The 16878-nt window shown below is 39.7% G+C and carries 15 protein-coding genes; all 15 read right to left on the reverse strand.

The genetic code is table 11. From position 1 onward, the window contains the following. Positions 1-130: 130 nt before the first annotated feature. Entirely contained in the window at positions 131-1030 is a 900-nt protein-coding gene (ampE, locus tag J9318_RS12560; protein ID WP_210560233.1) for a regulatory signaling modulator protein AmpE, read from the reverse strand. A 31-nt stretch (positions 1031-1061) separates the two neighbouring features. Next, entirely contained in the window at positions 1062-1640 is a 579-nt protein-coding gene (gene ampD / locus J9318_RS12565; protein WP_210560234.1) for a 1,6-anhydro-N-acetylmuramyl-L-alanine amidase AmpD, read from the reverse strand. A gap of 36 nt (positions 1641-1676) precedes the next feature. Next, entirely contained in the window at positions 1677-4391 is a 2715-nt protein-coding gene (locus J9318_RS12570; protein ID WP_210560235.1) for an ATP-binding protein, read from the reverse strand. A gap of 33 nt (positions 4392-4424) precedes the next feature. After that, on the reverse strand, positions 4425-5279 hold the full coding sequence (locus tag J9318_RS12575) for an MBL fold metallo-hydrolase (RefSeq protein ID WP_210560236.1): 855 nt from the start codon (positions 5277-5279) through the stop codon (positions 4425-4427). Positions 5280-5304: 25 nt separating this feature from the next. Further along, positions 5305-6843: a M17 family metallopeptidase gene (locus J9318_RS12580; RefSeq protein ID WP_210560237.1), complete on the reverse strand. Its 1539-nt coding sequence runs from the start codon at positions 6841-6843 to the stop codon at positions 5305-5307. A 77-nt stretch (positions 6844-6920) separates the two neighbouring features. Further along, a complete protein-coding gene (dinB, locus tag J9318_RS12585) occupies positions 6921-7988 on the reverse strand; it encodes a DNA polymerase IV (protein ID WP_210560238.1) in 1068 nt (355 codons plus the stop codon). Between the two features lie 175 nt (positions 7989-8163). Then, entirely contained in the window at positions 8164-8376 is a 213-nt protein-coding gene (gene nqrM / locus J9318_RS12590) for a (Na+)-NQR maturation NqrM (RefSeq protein ID WP_210560239.1), read from the reverse strand. 2 nt (positions 8377-8378) lie between these two features. Next, positions 8379-9419: an FAD:protein FMN transferase gene (locus J9318_RS12595; protein ID WP_244731692.1), complete on the reverse strand. Its 1041-nt coding sequence runs from the start codon at positions 9417-9419 to the stop codon at positions 8379-8381. A 5-nt stretch (positions 9420-9424) separates the two neighbouring features. Continuing rightward, complete coding sequence (gene nqrF, locus J9318_RS12600) at positions 9425-10648, reverse strand: NADH:ubiquinone reductase (Na(+)-transporting) subunit F (RefSeq protein ID WP_210560240.1); 1224 nt, start codon at positions 10646-10648, stop codon at positions 9425-9427. Positions 10649-10709: 61 nt separating this feature from the next. Continuing rightward, positions 10710-11333 (reverse strand): NADH:ubiquinone reductase (Na(+)-transporting) subunit E, encoded by a 624-nt coding sequence (nqrE, locus tag J9318_RS12605; RefSeq protein ID WP_210560241.1) that lies wholly within the window; start codon positions 11331-11333, stop codon positions 10710-10712. Positions 11334-11337: 4 nt separating this feature from the next. Then, complete coding sequence (locus J9318_RS12610; protein WP_210560242.1) at positions 11338-11961, reverse strand: NADH:ubiquinone reductase (Na(+)-transporting) subunit D; 624 nt, start codon at positions 11959-11961, stop codon at positions 11338-11340. Then, the gene (locus J9318_RS12615) at positions 11961-12728 is read right to left on the reverse strand and encodes a Na(+)-translocating NADH-quinone reductase subunit C (RefSeq protein ID WP_210560243.1); all 768 of its coding nucleotides are present in this window, start codon (positions 12726-12728) and stop codon (positions 11961-11963) included. The genes J9318_RS12610 and J9318_RS12615 overlap by 1 nt, the downstream gene beginning before the upstream one ends. After that, positions 12721-13923, reverse strand: coding sequence for an NADH:ubiquinone reductase (Na(+)-transporting) subunit B (locus J9318_RS12620; RefSeq protein ID WP_210560244.1), 1203 nt, complete (start codon positions 13921-13923; stop codon positions 12721-12723). The genes J9318_RS12615 and J9318_RS12620 overlap by 8 nt, the downstream gene beginning before the upstream one ends. A gap of 2 nt (positions 13924-13925) precedes the next feature. After that, a complete protein-coding gene (locus J9318_RS12625; protein ID WP_210560245.1) occupies positions 13926-15266 on the reverse strand; it encodes a Na(+)-translocating NADH-quinone reductase subunit A in 1341 nt (446 codons plus the stop codon). Positions 15267-15597: 331 nt separating this feature from the next. Next, entirely contained in the window at positions 15598-16788 is a 1191-nt protein-coding gene (gene fabV / locus J9318_RS12630) for an enoyl-ACP reductase FabV (RefSeq protein WP_210560246.1), read from the reverse strand. Between the last annotated feature and the right edge of the window lie 90 nt (positions 16789-16878).

Raw genomic sequence — 16878 nt, forward strand, 5'->3', positions numbered from 1 at the left:
GCCGTTCCATTCTATTTGAAATTAAATTGGTAAATTGGTCTTACCAATATTTCTAGATCGTAACAGCTCAAATTTTTAAAGTAAACCCACTAACTAAGTGGCATGACCAGAACAAATGATCATCAAAAATTTATACAATCTGACCGTATAAGGTTAATAATGCGACGACGACCAGAAACAGAACCATGTTCCGTTTTGCCAATCGAACCATGACTTCAGCATTATTTAATAAGCGCTGTGGCTCTTTTGCCTCAGACTCTGTCTTATCCGACTTGTTGTTATCTTCATTAACAAGCCCTTCTGATGCGAGCGCCACCTTAGTAACTACAAATTTAGACGATTTTGCTAAGTTTGCTGAGTATTTTAACCATGCCTCGAGTCCGTTACCAAAATGACCCACAAACATATAACCAAGGCTTACCAGCCGAGCAGGGATCCACATCACCCATTCATGCCATTTAACTAATGTCGCTTGATTATTTTCATCTTCTAAGGAGCCAATGAATTTACTATCTGCTAAGAATAAAATGGTGCTGTAAAGCACAACGCCAGGAACGCCCAACACAACAAAATAAAAAATTGGGGCTGCGTAATATTGTAAATTCAGCCAAATTAATGTCTCGCCAATACTTTCTTCAGTAGTTTCACTACCTTCACCAGAGCAATCATCTTCAACTGGTTCTCCCATTAACTTGTAATGTAATATAGATGCAGCTTCGGTATCACCTCGTTGTATTGCGTTTAAATACTGTCGGTAATATCGTCTGATTGGTTGGTGGCCAATACATACCGCAAGTACAAATAAACTAACGATAAAATCTATAAGCCTGCTATCAAAAATAAACAATAAAATGCCGATAAGCACTGAGGGTAATACTACAAATAAAAGGAGACTAAGTTGGTCGTTTGCTTTTATTTTTTTGCTGTATTTATTCGTATACCAAGTTAAATATCGGGTGACTTGCCAGGTCGCTGATTGTAAAGAAACTCGCTCAACGAGTAACACTATTAGTAAAATGATAAGCGTCATAATCCGACCTTAAATTCCTTATTAAACATCACTATAATTGGCTAATATATAAGTTCCAATCAAAACATGGTCCAGGATCAGTTTTTCTTCCCGGCGCGATGTCCGAATGACCAACAATATTATCTTTTTTAATTTTAGGGTATATACCTTGTATTTGCCTCGTTACTTCAACTAACTTATTGTATTGGGCCTTTGTGAAAGGTAAGTCGTCCGTTCCTTGAAGTTCAATTCCGATAGAAAAGTCGTTACACTTTTCTCTTCCTTTGAAATTGCTTACACCAGCATGCCAAGCTCTTAGGTTTAGTGGAACAAACTGTATAAGTGTGCCATCCCTTTTAATATATAAATGTGATGATACTCTAACGTTAGCGATCGACTCAAAGTATGGGTGAAGTTTTGAGTCTAGTTTTCCTGTAAAAAAATCTTCAACAAAGTCATTATCAAAGTCTTTTTCGCTAATGGCCGGCGGTAAACTTATATTGTGAATAACCAATAAATCAACAATATCTTGCTCACGTTGGTCGCAGTGTTCACTGTGGCAATGATTTGCTTGACTGAGCCACACAGGCGGGTCATCTCTTAATTTATTAATTTCAGCTTTTTTTTGCATTTAACGGCCTTGTCACTATGTGATAACTACCTTATATTAACTCGTTTTGTTTTGTGCAATGACTCGTTCGATATCTGCTATTAACTCATCGGCCATCAATTTCACAGTTTGCCATTGCATATCGCTAACACCGTCGTCGTTAGCATGCGAAACAAGAAGCTTGCAGGTGTCTTCTAATTCACTCGCCTTTAACGTTAAGTCGTTAAAACCATAACTCCCTGCTGAACCCTTAATCTTATGACATTCACTTTTTAGTAACTCAATTTGAGTAGCGTGAGTAAATGATTTAATTAGGTCTAATTGACCTTCAAGTTGATTTAAATAAAATCGAGTTAACTCTGCCATTGTCTCATCGTTAATTACCGGACTGTCTTTTACATTTTTAGAGCTCAAATGTGTTTTTAAAATAGTAATTAACTCAGCTCTATCTACTGGTTTTCCAATTGTGCCATCACACCCGGCTTTTAAATGTAACGCAACATCTTCTCGCATTACATTTGCTGTAAGCGCATAAACAGGAATATCTATTCCCGCTTGGCGAATTAGTTTTGTTGCCTCTAGGCCACCCATTATCGGCATCTGCATGTCCATTAGTACCAAATCAAAATCTTCAGCCAATATTCGCTCTACGGCCTCTTTCCCGTTGCCAACAATTTCATAATCTAATTTTAAGGAATCTAAAATCATACTAAACAGGTATTGGTTATCTTCAACATCTTCAGCTACTAAAACTCGGCCGGTAATCGCTTTTTCTTTTACGTTTGATGAAGACTCATATTTTGTGGCTATTGCTTGGAGTTGCTCTGAAGTTTCTATAAAACTGCTTTCAATAGTATGTTTCTCGTCACCAGCACTTATACTTACGGTAAATATGCTTCCTTTATTCACCTCGCTTTCAAGCACAATCTCGCCACCTAGCAATTTGGCTAGGCTATTAGAGATCACTAAACCTAAACCTGTACCACCAAATTTTCTCGATATACTGACATCAGCTTGTACAAATGGTGAAAAAATTCTCTTTTGTACCTCAGGCGACATACCTATGCCAGTATCAATGACTTTGATATAAAGTTTTTGTGTTGACGCATCGAACCAAACTTCTACAACGACACTCCCTTGGTCGGTAAATTTAATGGCGTTACTAGCAAGATTAATCAAAATTTGCTTTAAACGTGTTGCATCTGTCCAAATTTTAGATGGAAGTGGAAATTTAAAGTCGAAGTGAAAGTCTAGCTGTTTTTTGGCAGAGTGAGATTGCAATAAGGTGTTAACATCTTGCAATACATCAAATAATTCTACTTCTTGTATTTCAATATCGAGTTTATTCGACTCTATTTTAGACAAGTCTAGAATGTCATTTATTAGTGCTAGTAGATGCCGGCCACTTTTAAGAACTCGATTTAACAAATCGACTTGGTTTTTATCGTTTAGCTCGGTAGATAATACTTGCTCAGTAAAGCCTAATATTGCTGTTAACGGCGTTCTGATTTCATGACTGATGTTAGCGACAAAGGCGCTCTTCAATTCATTCGCTTGTTCAGAAAGTTCCTTGGCACTTTCTAAGGCTTTATTCGATTTAGCTAACGCGGTATTTGTCGACTCTAATTCTTCCGTTCGTTCGCGAACTTTATATTCTAGTTTTAAGCGACTTTCTCTCTCATTTTCTCTATATACTATTAGCTGACGAACCATGACATTAAACGCTGCAAACAAGTCACCTATTTCGTCTTGTCGTGGCATATCCAGCTTTATATCTAAGTTTCCTTGTGCTACCTGTCGCTTTGCCGATGTAAGTTTCGCAATTGGTTCAATTATCAACCGAGTAAAGTTAACGTAGAGTATAATTGGGGAAATAAGAATGGTTAGTAAAACAGTTAAGATTGATACCCAGGTATAAGTGGTATCGGCGGCAAATATACTTTGCTGTTGGTGTCCATATAATACTAAAAACCTATTCTCCACCATTCTTCCTGCATAATTCATTTTGAGGCCGTTATTTACAACTTGAATAGCTGTATGGTCTTGAGCACTTTGCAGAAGCTTTTGAAATATTTGTGACGGTAATTCCTTACCAAGGTTTGACTGGGGAAAAGCAAATAGAATTTCACCACTTTTATTGGTAATCATTATTTGATGCTTATTGGAGAAACTATTAGCGTCGTCGTTATCAAGTTTGAGTGTTTCCGACCAATTTGGCCTGCTAATAAGTTGAACAAATCCAATCGAATTTAACGTTGCGTGGCTATCAATACTATTTGCGAACCATGGCGTTTGGATCATAGACAACGGCCGTTCTGTGTCATCGCCACCCATTATGTGCCATTCATTATAAGTTTTTAATAAATGTGCCGTTGTAAGCGGGATTTTAATTTCATCACGCCAGAGGGTTGTTACTTCATTTAAACTATTGTCAAAAATTCTTATCGCTAATGCGCTAGGATAAGCATTGAATAATAATTCTGTAGGTTGCTTAAGTTGCTTTTCAAAGTCCTTTGAATCTTTGTCTTTTAACCACGCCGCAGTCAAAGCTTTGAATTCAAATGAATTGAGTAAGGTGGTGAGACTTACTCGTTCAGATTCAAAGTAACGGTTTAACGTATCGCTTCGATAGTTAACATCGGTTTGTAAGCTAGCATGTTCAATTTGACGTTGCGCACTTTCGGTATACCTGAGAGAAAGCCACCCCAATATCAAGGTAGGGATGAGTATAAAAGGTAATGTAAATAGAACCGCTTTATGTTGTAAACGCATGAATACTTCCGAAGCGATGTTGCTTTTTAAATATTACTTTGAATTATATAGAGTTTTTATCCATTTTTCTTCCGTAATGAAAGACCAATTCCAGCTACTCCACTTTTCGCTTAAGCCTTCTTCAATTATCTCTTCTTGAGACTTGCCTTGGGCTCGCTTTGTTTGAACTTCTAGTTTAGTCGCAATAATCATACTAAGTAAGTTTTGAAGATCATTTTTATTCGCTAACTCACCGTGGCCCGGAATAATTTGCGCTGAATCGTCGATCTGGAGTAGCAATGAAGAAAGGTTTTGAATGTATCCACTTACTGAGCCACCTCCATCAGTGTCAATATATGGAAAACGGTTTTGAAAGAACAAGTCTCCTAAGTGCCACACATTCGCGTTTGCAAAATAAACAACGGAGTCACCATCTGTATGTCCTGCAGGTAAATGCATTACTTTTACATCTTCATTATTTACGTGCAACATTACGCCCGACTCGTACGTAATAACAGGTAAGCCTTGGTCCGACTTTTGCGCTAGACGTTTACGAACGTTTTCATGCGCTAATAAACTGGCTGATTTAGAAAAATAAACATTTCCGCCAGTGTGGTCTCCATGATAGTGAGTGTTTACAACGTAACTAACTTTTGGATTTACCGCCGTTTTAATATCAATAATTGCCTGCTCTATTTTTGGCGCTAGCGGCTCAAATTGATCATCAATCATCAAGGTTCCGTCCTTGCCTAGCAATACACCAATATTTCCACCCGCACCCGCCAACATATACACGTTTTTTGATACTTGTTGAGCGCTAATTTTAACTTCATCCATTGAGTTTGCAGAAACAGCTGCAGTCATTGATAACGCTGTAAAAACCGATAAACCAAAAGTTGCTTTTTTCATTACTATTCCTTAATAGGCTATGTCGCTAACCAATAAATGTTTTAATTAATGTTGATACTGGCGCGGCTGAAGGTTTTCCATGTTGCCAATCACCACCATCAATGCCACTGCCGGCAATATCCACATGCACGTAGGGTAGTGGAGTATCGCTGTCAATATCGTGTTTATCTAAGCCAGATACAATTGCTAGAAATGCCAGTGGGAATTGATGCCCACGAGCTGTAACCGCCGACGCGCCATTGTTTGATGACAGCAAGTCATCGGCTTTTGATCTTGGCGCCACAAAGTCGTAATCTTCTCGGCGAGACAGTGATACTTCGCACGGATCTGCAATTAAGTCGCCCTGTTCCACCATACTTGCACCAACTGATGCGACTTTCGCAGCACCATTTTCAACTAACGCTGTATATGGACCGACGGCTCTTGCTGCATGCCCAGTTAAGGTAGCTACCGTAAATAGTGTCGGGTTAACTTCGTCCAAGGCTTCTTCACGTAATTTAGACAATAAATCTGCCATTACTAAGCGACCTTCGGCATCGGTATTACCAATTCGTACGCGAATACCTGAATGGCCAGTAATGATTTCATCTGCAACAAACGCCTCAGCGCCAATGCTATTTCTTACTGCTGCGATTTCAGCTACAACTTTAATTCCTATTGGAGCAATTTCTGATACCGCTTTCATAAAGCCAGCTACTGCGGCTGCTCCACCTTTATCACGGCTCATACCAGCCATGTGACCACCAACCTTAAGGTCTGCACCACCTGTATCATAAACGATGCCTTTACCTACCAGCATCAAGGTTTTCTCTATATTGCCTTGAGGTATGTATTCCAAACGAATAACGCGAGGCTGATGTCGCTCAACTTCCACTGATGCTCTAGCTACTGACCATAATAAAGGAAACTCAGATTCTAACGTTTTCATATTGTCGATGATGGATACGTTAACATTCGAGTTTTTAAATGTGTCACTACAATATTCAGCAAAGCGTGGCGGGGCCATACGCTCTGGCTCTGTTCCACAAAGGTCTCGCGCTACATATTGACCACTTGCAATAGCTGCGGCTTCTGCAGCATCTATGTTATCGCCAACAAGCCCCATTAGACTAACAGGCTCAATACTGTCACCTAATGCTTCTCTGGCTTCTAAAGGTTGCCAAAATGCCTGACAAAAGCCTAAATACGACACTGCTGTTGCATTCTGATACTTGATGTCATCATTACCTAACACAACCAATAGCGGTTTTACTGAGCCCATCGCTAATAAAGATTTAGCTGCCGACTTTGCTGCATCAAAATAGCGACGAACATCGTCAAAGTATCGATACAATGGTCCAGTAGGTGCAAGAATGACACGGCGCTGGGCAACCAGATCAGACACGAAAGTAACCTCTGACTTGTTTACGCGTTTATCTACTTCGGCGAGCTTGTTAATTTCCGATAGTAGATCATCTGGTAAACCTGAATCAAAGGTTTGACCTACAATAATCAATGCGTCCCAGTTTGCATCACTAAGGGCTGTATTTATATTTGAAATAACCAAAGGAGTTGGGTGGGCCATAAAAATCTCTCTAAATTTATAATGTTAGTAAACAAAACTGTGAATACAAATTGTTAACAATAATACGTAAGTTAAGATTAAAAACCTAAGTCTAATTGATGTTTTTCATCTTCTTGGTCGGACAAGCCAACGTGTACACCAAGTAATCGGACCGCCTTACCCTTACCTCTTTCCAATGCGTCACACAGAAGTTGTCTCAAAATAGTCTCATCTATTCTTTGGTATTTTTGCTCTTTGGTAGTTTGTTGAAAGTCACTAAACTTAACTTTCACACCTAATTTAGTTAACTGTCTGTTTACTACTTTTTTTTCGCAGCGCTTTGTTAGCTCTGGAAGTAGCTTTACGGAAAGTACGTTAAATAGGATCTCTATATCTGAAATGTCTTGATCAAAGGTTCGTTCAACACCGATAGATTTTCTGACCCTTGATACTTCTACTTCTCGATTATCGATTCCTTGGCATCGATTCCAAAGCACGTGTCCATACTTTCCAAAGTGTTGGCTTAGAAAGCTCTCATTACTGTTTTGAATATCAACGCCCAGATTCAGCCCCAGATGACTTAGTTTTTCAGCCGTCACTTTACCTACCCCTGGGATCTTTTTTAAAGGCATTGTTTTTATAAAGGGTAGTACTTCAGATGGCGTTATCGTGAATTGTCCGTTGGGTTTGTTTTGGTCAGATGCAATTTTAGCTAGAAATTTTATTGGTGCTATACCTGCTGACGCTGTTAGACCTGTTGCGTCATAAATTTCTTGGCGAATTTGTTCAGCAATTAACGTCGCAGAACCACGATGAAGTGAACAGTCCGTGACATCTAAATAGGCCTCGTCTAACGACAATGGTTCAATTTTATCGGTGAAACGTTTAAAGACCTGTCTTATTGTTTGGCTAACTTCTTGATATACGTTCATGCGTCCGGGGACAACGATTAAATTTGGACACTTTTTTAAAGCCAAAGAGGTGGGCATAGCGGAACTAACGCCGAATTGACGTGCAATATAATTACATGTAGACAAGACGCCTCGACGATCAGAGCGACCGCCTACCGCAACAGGCTTATCCCGTAATTCTGGATTATCACGAATTTCGACTGATACATAAAAGGCGTCCATATCAACATGGATAATTTTTTTTTGTTTACTCATTAACCTCACCCTTTAATAAGGGAAGTACAGACAATGCAACTGTATATAAAAACAGTACCCATAGCAACACAAAGATGTATTCCCATACGCTACGATTTTATTTCTGAGTAACTGAGGGTGTGACGCACAAAAAAAGGGCAAACGCCCTTTTAAATTTAATGATTTTAACCGATGGTTACAATATTTGATCTTGCTTCCAGCGTTCTTCTTTCGCTAAACGCTCTTTTCGCCTGTCACAAGGGTTGTCACAATTACAGGCCTTATCTATCCCTAACGCGCCTAAACCACCGCAGCTTCCTGCTAAAGTTTTCTTTTGCAATATATACCCGATTGACATCGCTACAAATACAATGAGTAATAAACCAAGAGTTAATAAGAATACTTGCATGATTAGCCCTTTTTCTGTGGAAACAATGTTTCGAATTTACTCGACATTATGCCATTAAAATCATCGTCTGTTTTTACAATTAAATAAACAGCCAAATTATTTGCTTCCGCGTATTCGATAGCCTTCACTGGACCCATCACATTCAACATAGTTGCAGCTGCATCCGCTGTCATTGCTGACTTATGTAACACGGTGACTGAGACCAATTTATGAGTAATTGGCTTACCGGATGTTGGATCAATGGTGTGAGAATAACGCACGCCATCTTGCTCGAAATAATTCCTATAATCGCCTGATGTTGCCATTGCTAAGTTTTCAGGACGAATAATAAGTTGCACTTCACGTCTATCCGTTACCGGCTTCTCAATTGCAACGGCCCATTTATCGCCATTGGGTTTAGCACCAGAAATACGCATTTCTCCACCCACCTCTACAAGGTAGTTAAATATACCTATGCGCTCTAGAGCGTTTGCAACTTGATCGACACCAAAACCTTTAGCTATAGACGAAAAGTCGATATATAAATTGTCGTGCTTTTTAGTAACCGCGTTACCAGAAACTTCAATTAAGTCCATACCAACCCAATCGCGAACATTTGCAATTTCTGCGTCGCTAGGTCGTTTTAGTACTCGTCCATCAGGTCCAAACCCCCACAAATTAACAAGTGGACCTACTGTAGGATCAAAAGCGCCATCACTGTCGTTAAACAAGCGTTTTGATTCATTTAATACAATGATTGTTTCCGGCGACATTATCCGAGTTTGTCCGGCTTTTGCCTGATTTAATAGGCTGAGCTCTGAGTCACTTATATAAGTAGACATAAGTGCATTCACTTGCTCTAACTCTGCATTAACCATTTCATAAAGGTTGTACTGAGAAAGTTGCTCTGCCGATGGATAAAGCTTGATGTTAAAGGTTGTACCCATAGTTTTACCTTGCAGTAAAACAGGCTGCGCTTGCTCACTATTTTGCTTTGGAAAAAAAAGCAAAATGGCCAGCCCAATAAGGGCCAGCCATGTTAATACGACTTGTTTACGAGTCACGTCTACTAACCACCGAAGTCATCAAGTAGGATGTTTTCGTCTTCAACGCCTAAGTCTTTAAGCAAGTTGATTACGGCCGCGTTCATCACTGGAGGACCACACATGTAGAACTCACAGTCTTCTGGCGCTTCATGATCTTTTAAGTAGTTTTCATAAAGTACGTTGTGGATGAAGCCTGTATAACCTTCCCAGTTATCTTCAGGTTGAGGATCAGACAGTGCAACATGCCATTCAAAGTTTTCATTCTCTGCTGCTAACTCATCAAAGTCTTCAACATAGAACATTTCACGCTTTGAACGTGCGCCATACCAGAAACTAATTTTACGCTTAGATTTTAATCGACGTAATTGATCGAATATATGTGAACGCATTGGAGCCATACCAGCACCACCGCCAACAAATACCATTTCAGCTTCAGTTTCTTTAGCAAAGAACTCACCAAATGGACCAGAAATTGTAACTTTATCACCCGCTTTTAAGCTCCAAATATATGAAGACATTTTACCAGCCGGTAACGACAGGTTATTAGGCGGAGGAGAAGCTACACGAACGTTAAGCATAATAATGCCTTCCTCTTCAGGATAGTTCGCCATTGAATAAGCTCGGATTGTTTCTTCATCAACTTTTGACTCTATGCTGAAGAAGTTAAAACGTTCCCAGTCTGGACGGTACTCGTCTGGTACATCAAAATCTGAGTACTTAACATGATGTGGAGGCGCAGAAATTTGGATATAACCACCCGCACGGAAAGGCACGCTTTCACCGTCTGGAATAGCCAATTTAAGCTCTTTAATGAAAGTTGCTTTGTTATCATTAGAGATAACTTCACACTCCCACTGCTTAACACCAAAAATCTCAGGCTCTAATTCGATTTCCATGTCTTGTTTAACAGCAACCTGACATGACAAACGACAACCTTCTTTTGCTTCACGCTTAGTAATGTGACCTTCTTCAGTAGGCAGAATATCGCCACCACCTGAATGTACGTGTACACGGCACTGACCACATGTACCACCACCACCACATGCTGATGGAATGAATATGCCTTTATCAGCAAGGACGTTTAATAGCTTACCGCCTGCTGATGCAACAACTGACTTTTCTTCGTCATCGTTGATTAATATTTTGACGTCGCCGGTAGATACTAGTTTTGATTTAGCAAATAAAATTACCATAACCAAAAGTAGAACTATAACGGTAAACATCGATACGCCGAGAACTATTTCCATCGACCTGTCCTTTAATTCTTATCTAAGGGTTTGTGGCCTGAACCACAAACCGACATTAACCTTACAGAGAGATACCACCAAACGACAAGAAGCCAAACGCCATCAAGCCTGTAGTAATAAATGTAATACCTAGACCACGCAGACCTGCTGGTACGTCTGAATATTTCATCTTCTCGCGAATACCCGCTAACAATACAATTGCTAACGCCCAACCGATACCAGAACCGATACCGTAAACCACACTTTCAGGTAAGTTTAAGTTTTTTGAAACCATGAAAGATACAGAACCAAATATTGCACAGTTAACTGTAATTAATGGTAAGAAAATACCTAACGCGTTATATAACGGCGGGAAGTACTTATCTAAAATCATTTCTAGAATTTGTACTAACGCTGCAATAACACCGATGAAGGTGATAAAGCTTAGGAAGCTTAAGTCTACTGACTCAGCTGGATCTGTAATGCCTAAAACACCATCTAATGCACCAGGTGCAAGGATGCCTTGATAAATAATTTGGTTAACAGGTACTGAAATACCTAAAACCACAACTACTGCAACACCAAGACCCATCGCTGTGCTTACTTTCTTTGATACCGCTAAGAAAGTACACATACCCAAAAAGAAGGATAAAGCGATGTTCTCAATGAAGATAGTTTTTACAAATAAGCTTAAGTAATGTTCCATCAGATTAATCCTTCTCTACTTGCTCTGGCTTCCACTGACGGATAGCCCAAATGATTAAACCTATGATGAAGAACGAGCTAAATGGAAGAACTAATAAACCATTTGCTTGATACCAACCACCATTCTGAACTAGAGGAAGAATCTCGACACCAAATACGGTACCAAAACCTAATAGTTCACGGAAAAATGCAACTGTCATTAGAATGAAACCGTAACCAAGACCGTTACCAATACCATCCATGAAGCTTACACCTGGCTTTTCTTTCATTGCAAAAGCTTCTGCACGACCCATAACAATACAGTTAGTAATGATTAGGCCAACGAATACTGAAAGCTCTTTTGAAAGCTGATAAGAGAATGCTTTTAACACTTGGTCAACTACGATAACTAACGAAGCGATAATCGCCATCTGTACGATAATACGAACACTTGATGGGATCATGTTTCTGATCATTGAGATGAAAAGGTTAGAGAAAGCTGTTACAACGATTACCGCCAATGTCATTACTAACGCATTAGCCATTGAACTTGTTACCGCTAAAGCAGAACAAATACCTAATACTTGCAAAGCAATTGGGTTGTTGTCGAAAATCGGTTTAGTTAAAACCTTATTAGCATCAGAAGACATTAGTTAAACTCCCCACGATTTTTTTCGATATAAGGTAAGTAACCTTGCTCACCAAACCAAAATTGTAAAGCGTATGTAACACCGTTACTCGTTAACGTAGCACCCGACAAAGCATCAACACCGTGAACGTCATCTTTTTTAGCGCCACCTTTAACCAACTCAATTACTGGTTCGTTTTGGTCGTTATATATCTTTTTACCAGGCCATAACGCTTTCCATTTAGGGTTCATTACTTCTGCGCCCAATCCCGGAGTTTCTTTATGGTCTGAATAGATAACACGAGCAACTGTATTTAAATCAGCTTCTAAGCCAACATAACCGTACATTAGGTCCCATAAGCCTGAACCAACAATTGGGAAAACAACAGTTTTCACTTCGTTTTGTTCATTCTTAACTAGGTAAACAACCGCTGTATGTGACTGACGATTAATGCCTGCAGGATCATTCTCAAGTTTTTCTGACTTTTGAGGATCACGAGCATTACGACGTTCGTCGAACATTTTCACGTCACCTTCAACGTATTCGCCAGACTCTAAATCAATCATTTTAGCTTCAACATACTTGTTGTAAGTTGCAACTATGTCTTTGCCTGCAAGCTCAAGTAAACCTGCTGTTTCTAAGATTTTTGTTTGCTTATCTAATAACTTGTTAGCCGTTTGAAGCGGTTTTAGTTGAACCGCTGAAATTGATACCAACGCAGCACAGATAAGACACACGACAAATACGAAACCAACCGTTTTGCCAAATGTTTCTTTATTACTAGACATTGCGAGCAAGCCTCCGTTTCACGTTTGCTTGAACAACAAAGTAGTCGAACAGTGGAGCAAACAAGTTAGCAAATAGAATGGCCAGCATCATACCTTCAGGGAACGCTGGGTTTACAACTCGAATTAATACAACCATTAAGCCGATTAATGCGCCGTACCAGAACTTACCACGATTAGTGAAAGCTGCCGACACAGGATCTGTTGCCATAAAGAAAGCGCCAATTGCCCAGCCACCTATGACTACGTGCCAGAACCAAGGCATTGCGAACATTGGGTTGGTATCACTACCGATCATGTTAAGTAATGATGCGAAGAAAATTGTACCTGCAAATACACCTGCCACAATTCGCCATGAAGCAATGCGCATGTAGATGATAAACAAACCACCAATGATGATAGCTAAGGTCGAAACCTCACCAACTGAACCTTGGATAAGGCCATAGAAAGCTTGAGTCCAAAGTGCGATGTTGTTGTAGTCTAAACCACCAGATGCTGCTTGGCTTAACATAGTCGCGCCAGAGAAGCTGTCTACTGCTGTCCAAACGGTATCACCCGAGATTTCAGTTGGGTATGCAAAGAATAAAAATGCACGACCAGCTAGAGCAGGGTTTAGGAAGTTACGGCCAGTACCACCAAAGATTTCTTTAGCAACAACGATACCAAATGTAATACCTAGTGCGGCTTGCCAAAGTGGGATAGTCGCAGGAAGAATTAACGCAAACAAGATAGAAGTAACAAAGAAACCTTCGTTTACTTCGTGCTTACGAACAGATGCAAATAGCACTTCCCAAAAACCACCAACAATAAATACTGTTGCGTAGATAGGTAAGAAGAAACAAGCACCATAAAGCATTTTCATGCCCCAGCCAGACTCAGCCGTAAGACTTCCGCCAAGTGTTTGGAATAAACCAACTTGCCAAGAATCGCCCAGTGCAAAACCTTGTGCTAATGCATCAGCAGCCTGATGGCCAACATTAAACATACCAAAAAACATGGCTGGGAATAATGCCAACCACACCATAATCATGATGCGTTTTAAATCAACACTGTCACGAACATGTGTTTGACCTTTATTAACTAAGCCTGGTGTGTAGAAAATAGTTGCGGCTGCTTCATATAAAGCATAGAACTTTTCGTACTTTCCACCTTTCTCAAAGTTAGGTTCAATTTTTTCTAAATAACTCTTAAGACCCATGATTAGCCCTCTTTCTCAATCTTGGTTAGGCAGTTACGAAGAATTGAGCCGTACTCATATTTACCTGGGCAAACAAAAGTACAAAGTGCTAAATCTTCTTCGCCTAATTCCAAACAACCTAGGCTTTGAGCCGATTCTGTATCACCGGAGATCAAGTCTCTTAGTAATAAAGTTGGCAAAATGTCTAATGGCATTACGCGCTCGTAGTTACCGATTGGAACCATTGAACGGTCAGAGCCATAAGTTGTAGTTGTCATATTGAATAGTTTCTTAGGTGATAAATGACCTAAGAATGCACGAGTGATAGAAAATTGATTTGAGCCTGGACGAATCCAGCCAAACAATTCTTTTTCACGACCTTCTGCTAAAACAGACACTTGCAGGTCATATCGGTTTAAATAACCGTGCACACCATGTGCAGCATTACCAGACAATACGGAACCAGATACGATACGGTTTTCACCCGCTTCTAATTCACCCGATGTTAAATCAGCTGTTGATGCACCTAAAATAGTACGAATCAAACGAGGATTTTTAACAACAGGGCCAGCAAGAGAAATAATACGTTGATTATTAATTTCGCCAGTTAGGAATAATTGACCGTAAGCAATAACTTCTTGGTAGTTAATATGCCAAACTGTTTTTGTGCTTGATACTGGATCAATAAAGTGGATATGTGTACCCACTAAACCAGCTGGGTGCTTACCACCAAACTCGTGAAGATCAACACTCGGCGCATCGGCTTTAACCGAAGAACCCGCAGCTTTAACTACGTTTAGCTTACCATCTGTTAATCTGCTTAATACGGTAAGACCAGCATTAAAGGCTTCTTGTTGTTCTGCAATAATTAGCGCTGGATCAGCGGCTAATGGATTGGTATCCATTGCATTAACAAAAATAGATGATGGGGTGCTATCGATTGCTGGCGTTTTATCAAACGGACGAGTACGTAATGCTACCCATTGGCCTGATTCAACTAATAGGTCGATCACTTTTTGGCGATCAAGGCTACTTAGTTGGTCAACGCTGAAGCTGTCAAAAGTGATTTGTTCATCACCAGAAAGCTCAATAACGACTGATTGTAAAACGCGCTTTTCACCACGGTTTACTTCTTTTACAACGCCGGCTGCAGGTGCAGTGAATTTAACGCCAGGATTCTTTTTATCTTCAAAAAGAACTTGACCTTTTTTTACACTGTCACCAACTTTGACATACATCGTTGGACGCATGCCGTTGTACTCTTCACCAAGCGTAGCAACAGTTTTCACTGCTGGGCCATCGTGGATGGCTTGTTGTGGAACACCTTCAATAGGTAGATCCAAACCTTTTTTTATGTTGATCATACGCATATGCACTAGTTTAAGTTGGAAGAAATGGAATTCTCTCAAATACCCGATTAAATCGCATATTTATAAAATTATGTACGTACCAAGACTTAAATATAGATTCGTTTCGGTACAGCCGACAATTGTAGCACTATTATCAATATTTTGACCATTCGAATTTGGACTTATTTTAGTCGCAAGGCGCTCATTATTCGAATAAAAATAAATCATCTGTAAAGAAAGATTGATGCATAGACCCAATCATAAAAAAAAGCCAGTGTATTTTGATATACAACTGGCTCCTTGTTTGTATAAACTTTATACAACCCTTTGTTTTCAATAATCTAGGTTATATCAACCCTTTAACTTCAACATCAGGATTTACTTCAATATCATAGTCAACATTGTCATAACCGAACCCGAATAAATGAAGAAATTCTTGGTGGTATCCAGTGTAATCTGTCAATTCATCGATACTGTCTGTATCAACGGTATCCCAAATTGTTTGCACACGGGCTTGAACATCATCCTCGAGTTCTTTGTAATTTTGAAATAGGTGGCCACCATCATCTAACCGAGGTGTGTCAGACAATAAACTTTCTTTAAATAGCCCCGAGATTTGCTGAATGACGCCCTCGTACGTGCCGTCTTCTTTCATCACCTTAAATAACGCTGAAATATATAGCGGCATAATCGGAATAGCCGAACTTGCTTGCGTTACGACCGCATTTAATGACGAGACATAAGCCTTACCGCTAAGATTCGACGTCGTTTTGTTTATTGCCGCAGCAGCACGATCTAAGTCTTCTTTTGCTTTGCCGATTGTTGCATGCCCATATATCGGCCAAGTTAACTTTTTGCCTATATAAGTATATGCCGTCGTTTTAAAGCCTTCTGCAAGCACACCAGCTTTACTAAGCTCATTGAGCCATAATTCCCAGTCCTCACCGCCCATGACTTTAATTGTATTATTTATTTCATCTTCATTTGCCGCTTCTACTGAAACTTCATCGATAATACGTTTTGAGGTATTCAAGTTTTTAGTCGTAACATCATTACCAATTGGTTTTAATGTTGAAGAGTAAGTTTCACCGCTATCAGGATCAGTTCTTCTTGGCGACGCTAAACTGTAAATAACTAAATCAACTTTACCCATATCAGCTTTTATTGTTTCAATAGTTTTAGCTTTAATTTCATGTGAAAAGGCATCACCGTTTATGCTTTTCGAATATAAACCTGCTGCCTCTGCCGCTGTTTGAAAGGCTGCTGTGTTATACCAACCTGCAGAGCCTGTTTTTTTATCGGTACCTGGTTTTTCAAAAAAAACACCTAACGTATTTGCGTTATAACCAAATGCTGACACAATTCTCGATGCTAGTCCGTACCCTGTCGACGCGCCAATAATTAAAACATTTTTAGGTCCAGTCGCGCCAAAATCTTGTTCTTTAACATATTGGATTTGACGGTTTACACTCTCCGCACAGCCAACTGGATGTGCATTTGTACAAATAAAACCACGAATTTTTGGTTTAATAACCATATATGTATTTCCTTAACATAAGCAAATGAGGCCGATAAACACTAATGGCTTCGGCCGAATATCAATTTGGCGCCAGTGTACATCTGTTTT

It is taken from the genome of Psychrosphaera aestuarii, assembly GCF_017948405.1.
GTDB classification, from domain to species: domain Bacteria; phylum Pseudomonadota; class Gammaproteobacteria; order Enterobacterales; family Alteromonadaceae; genus Psychrosphaera; species Psychrosphaera aestuarii.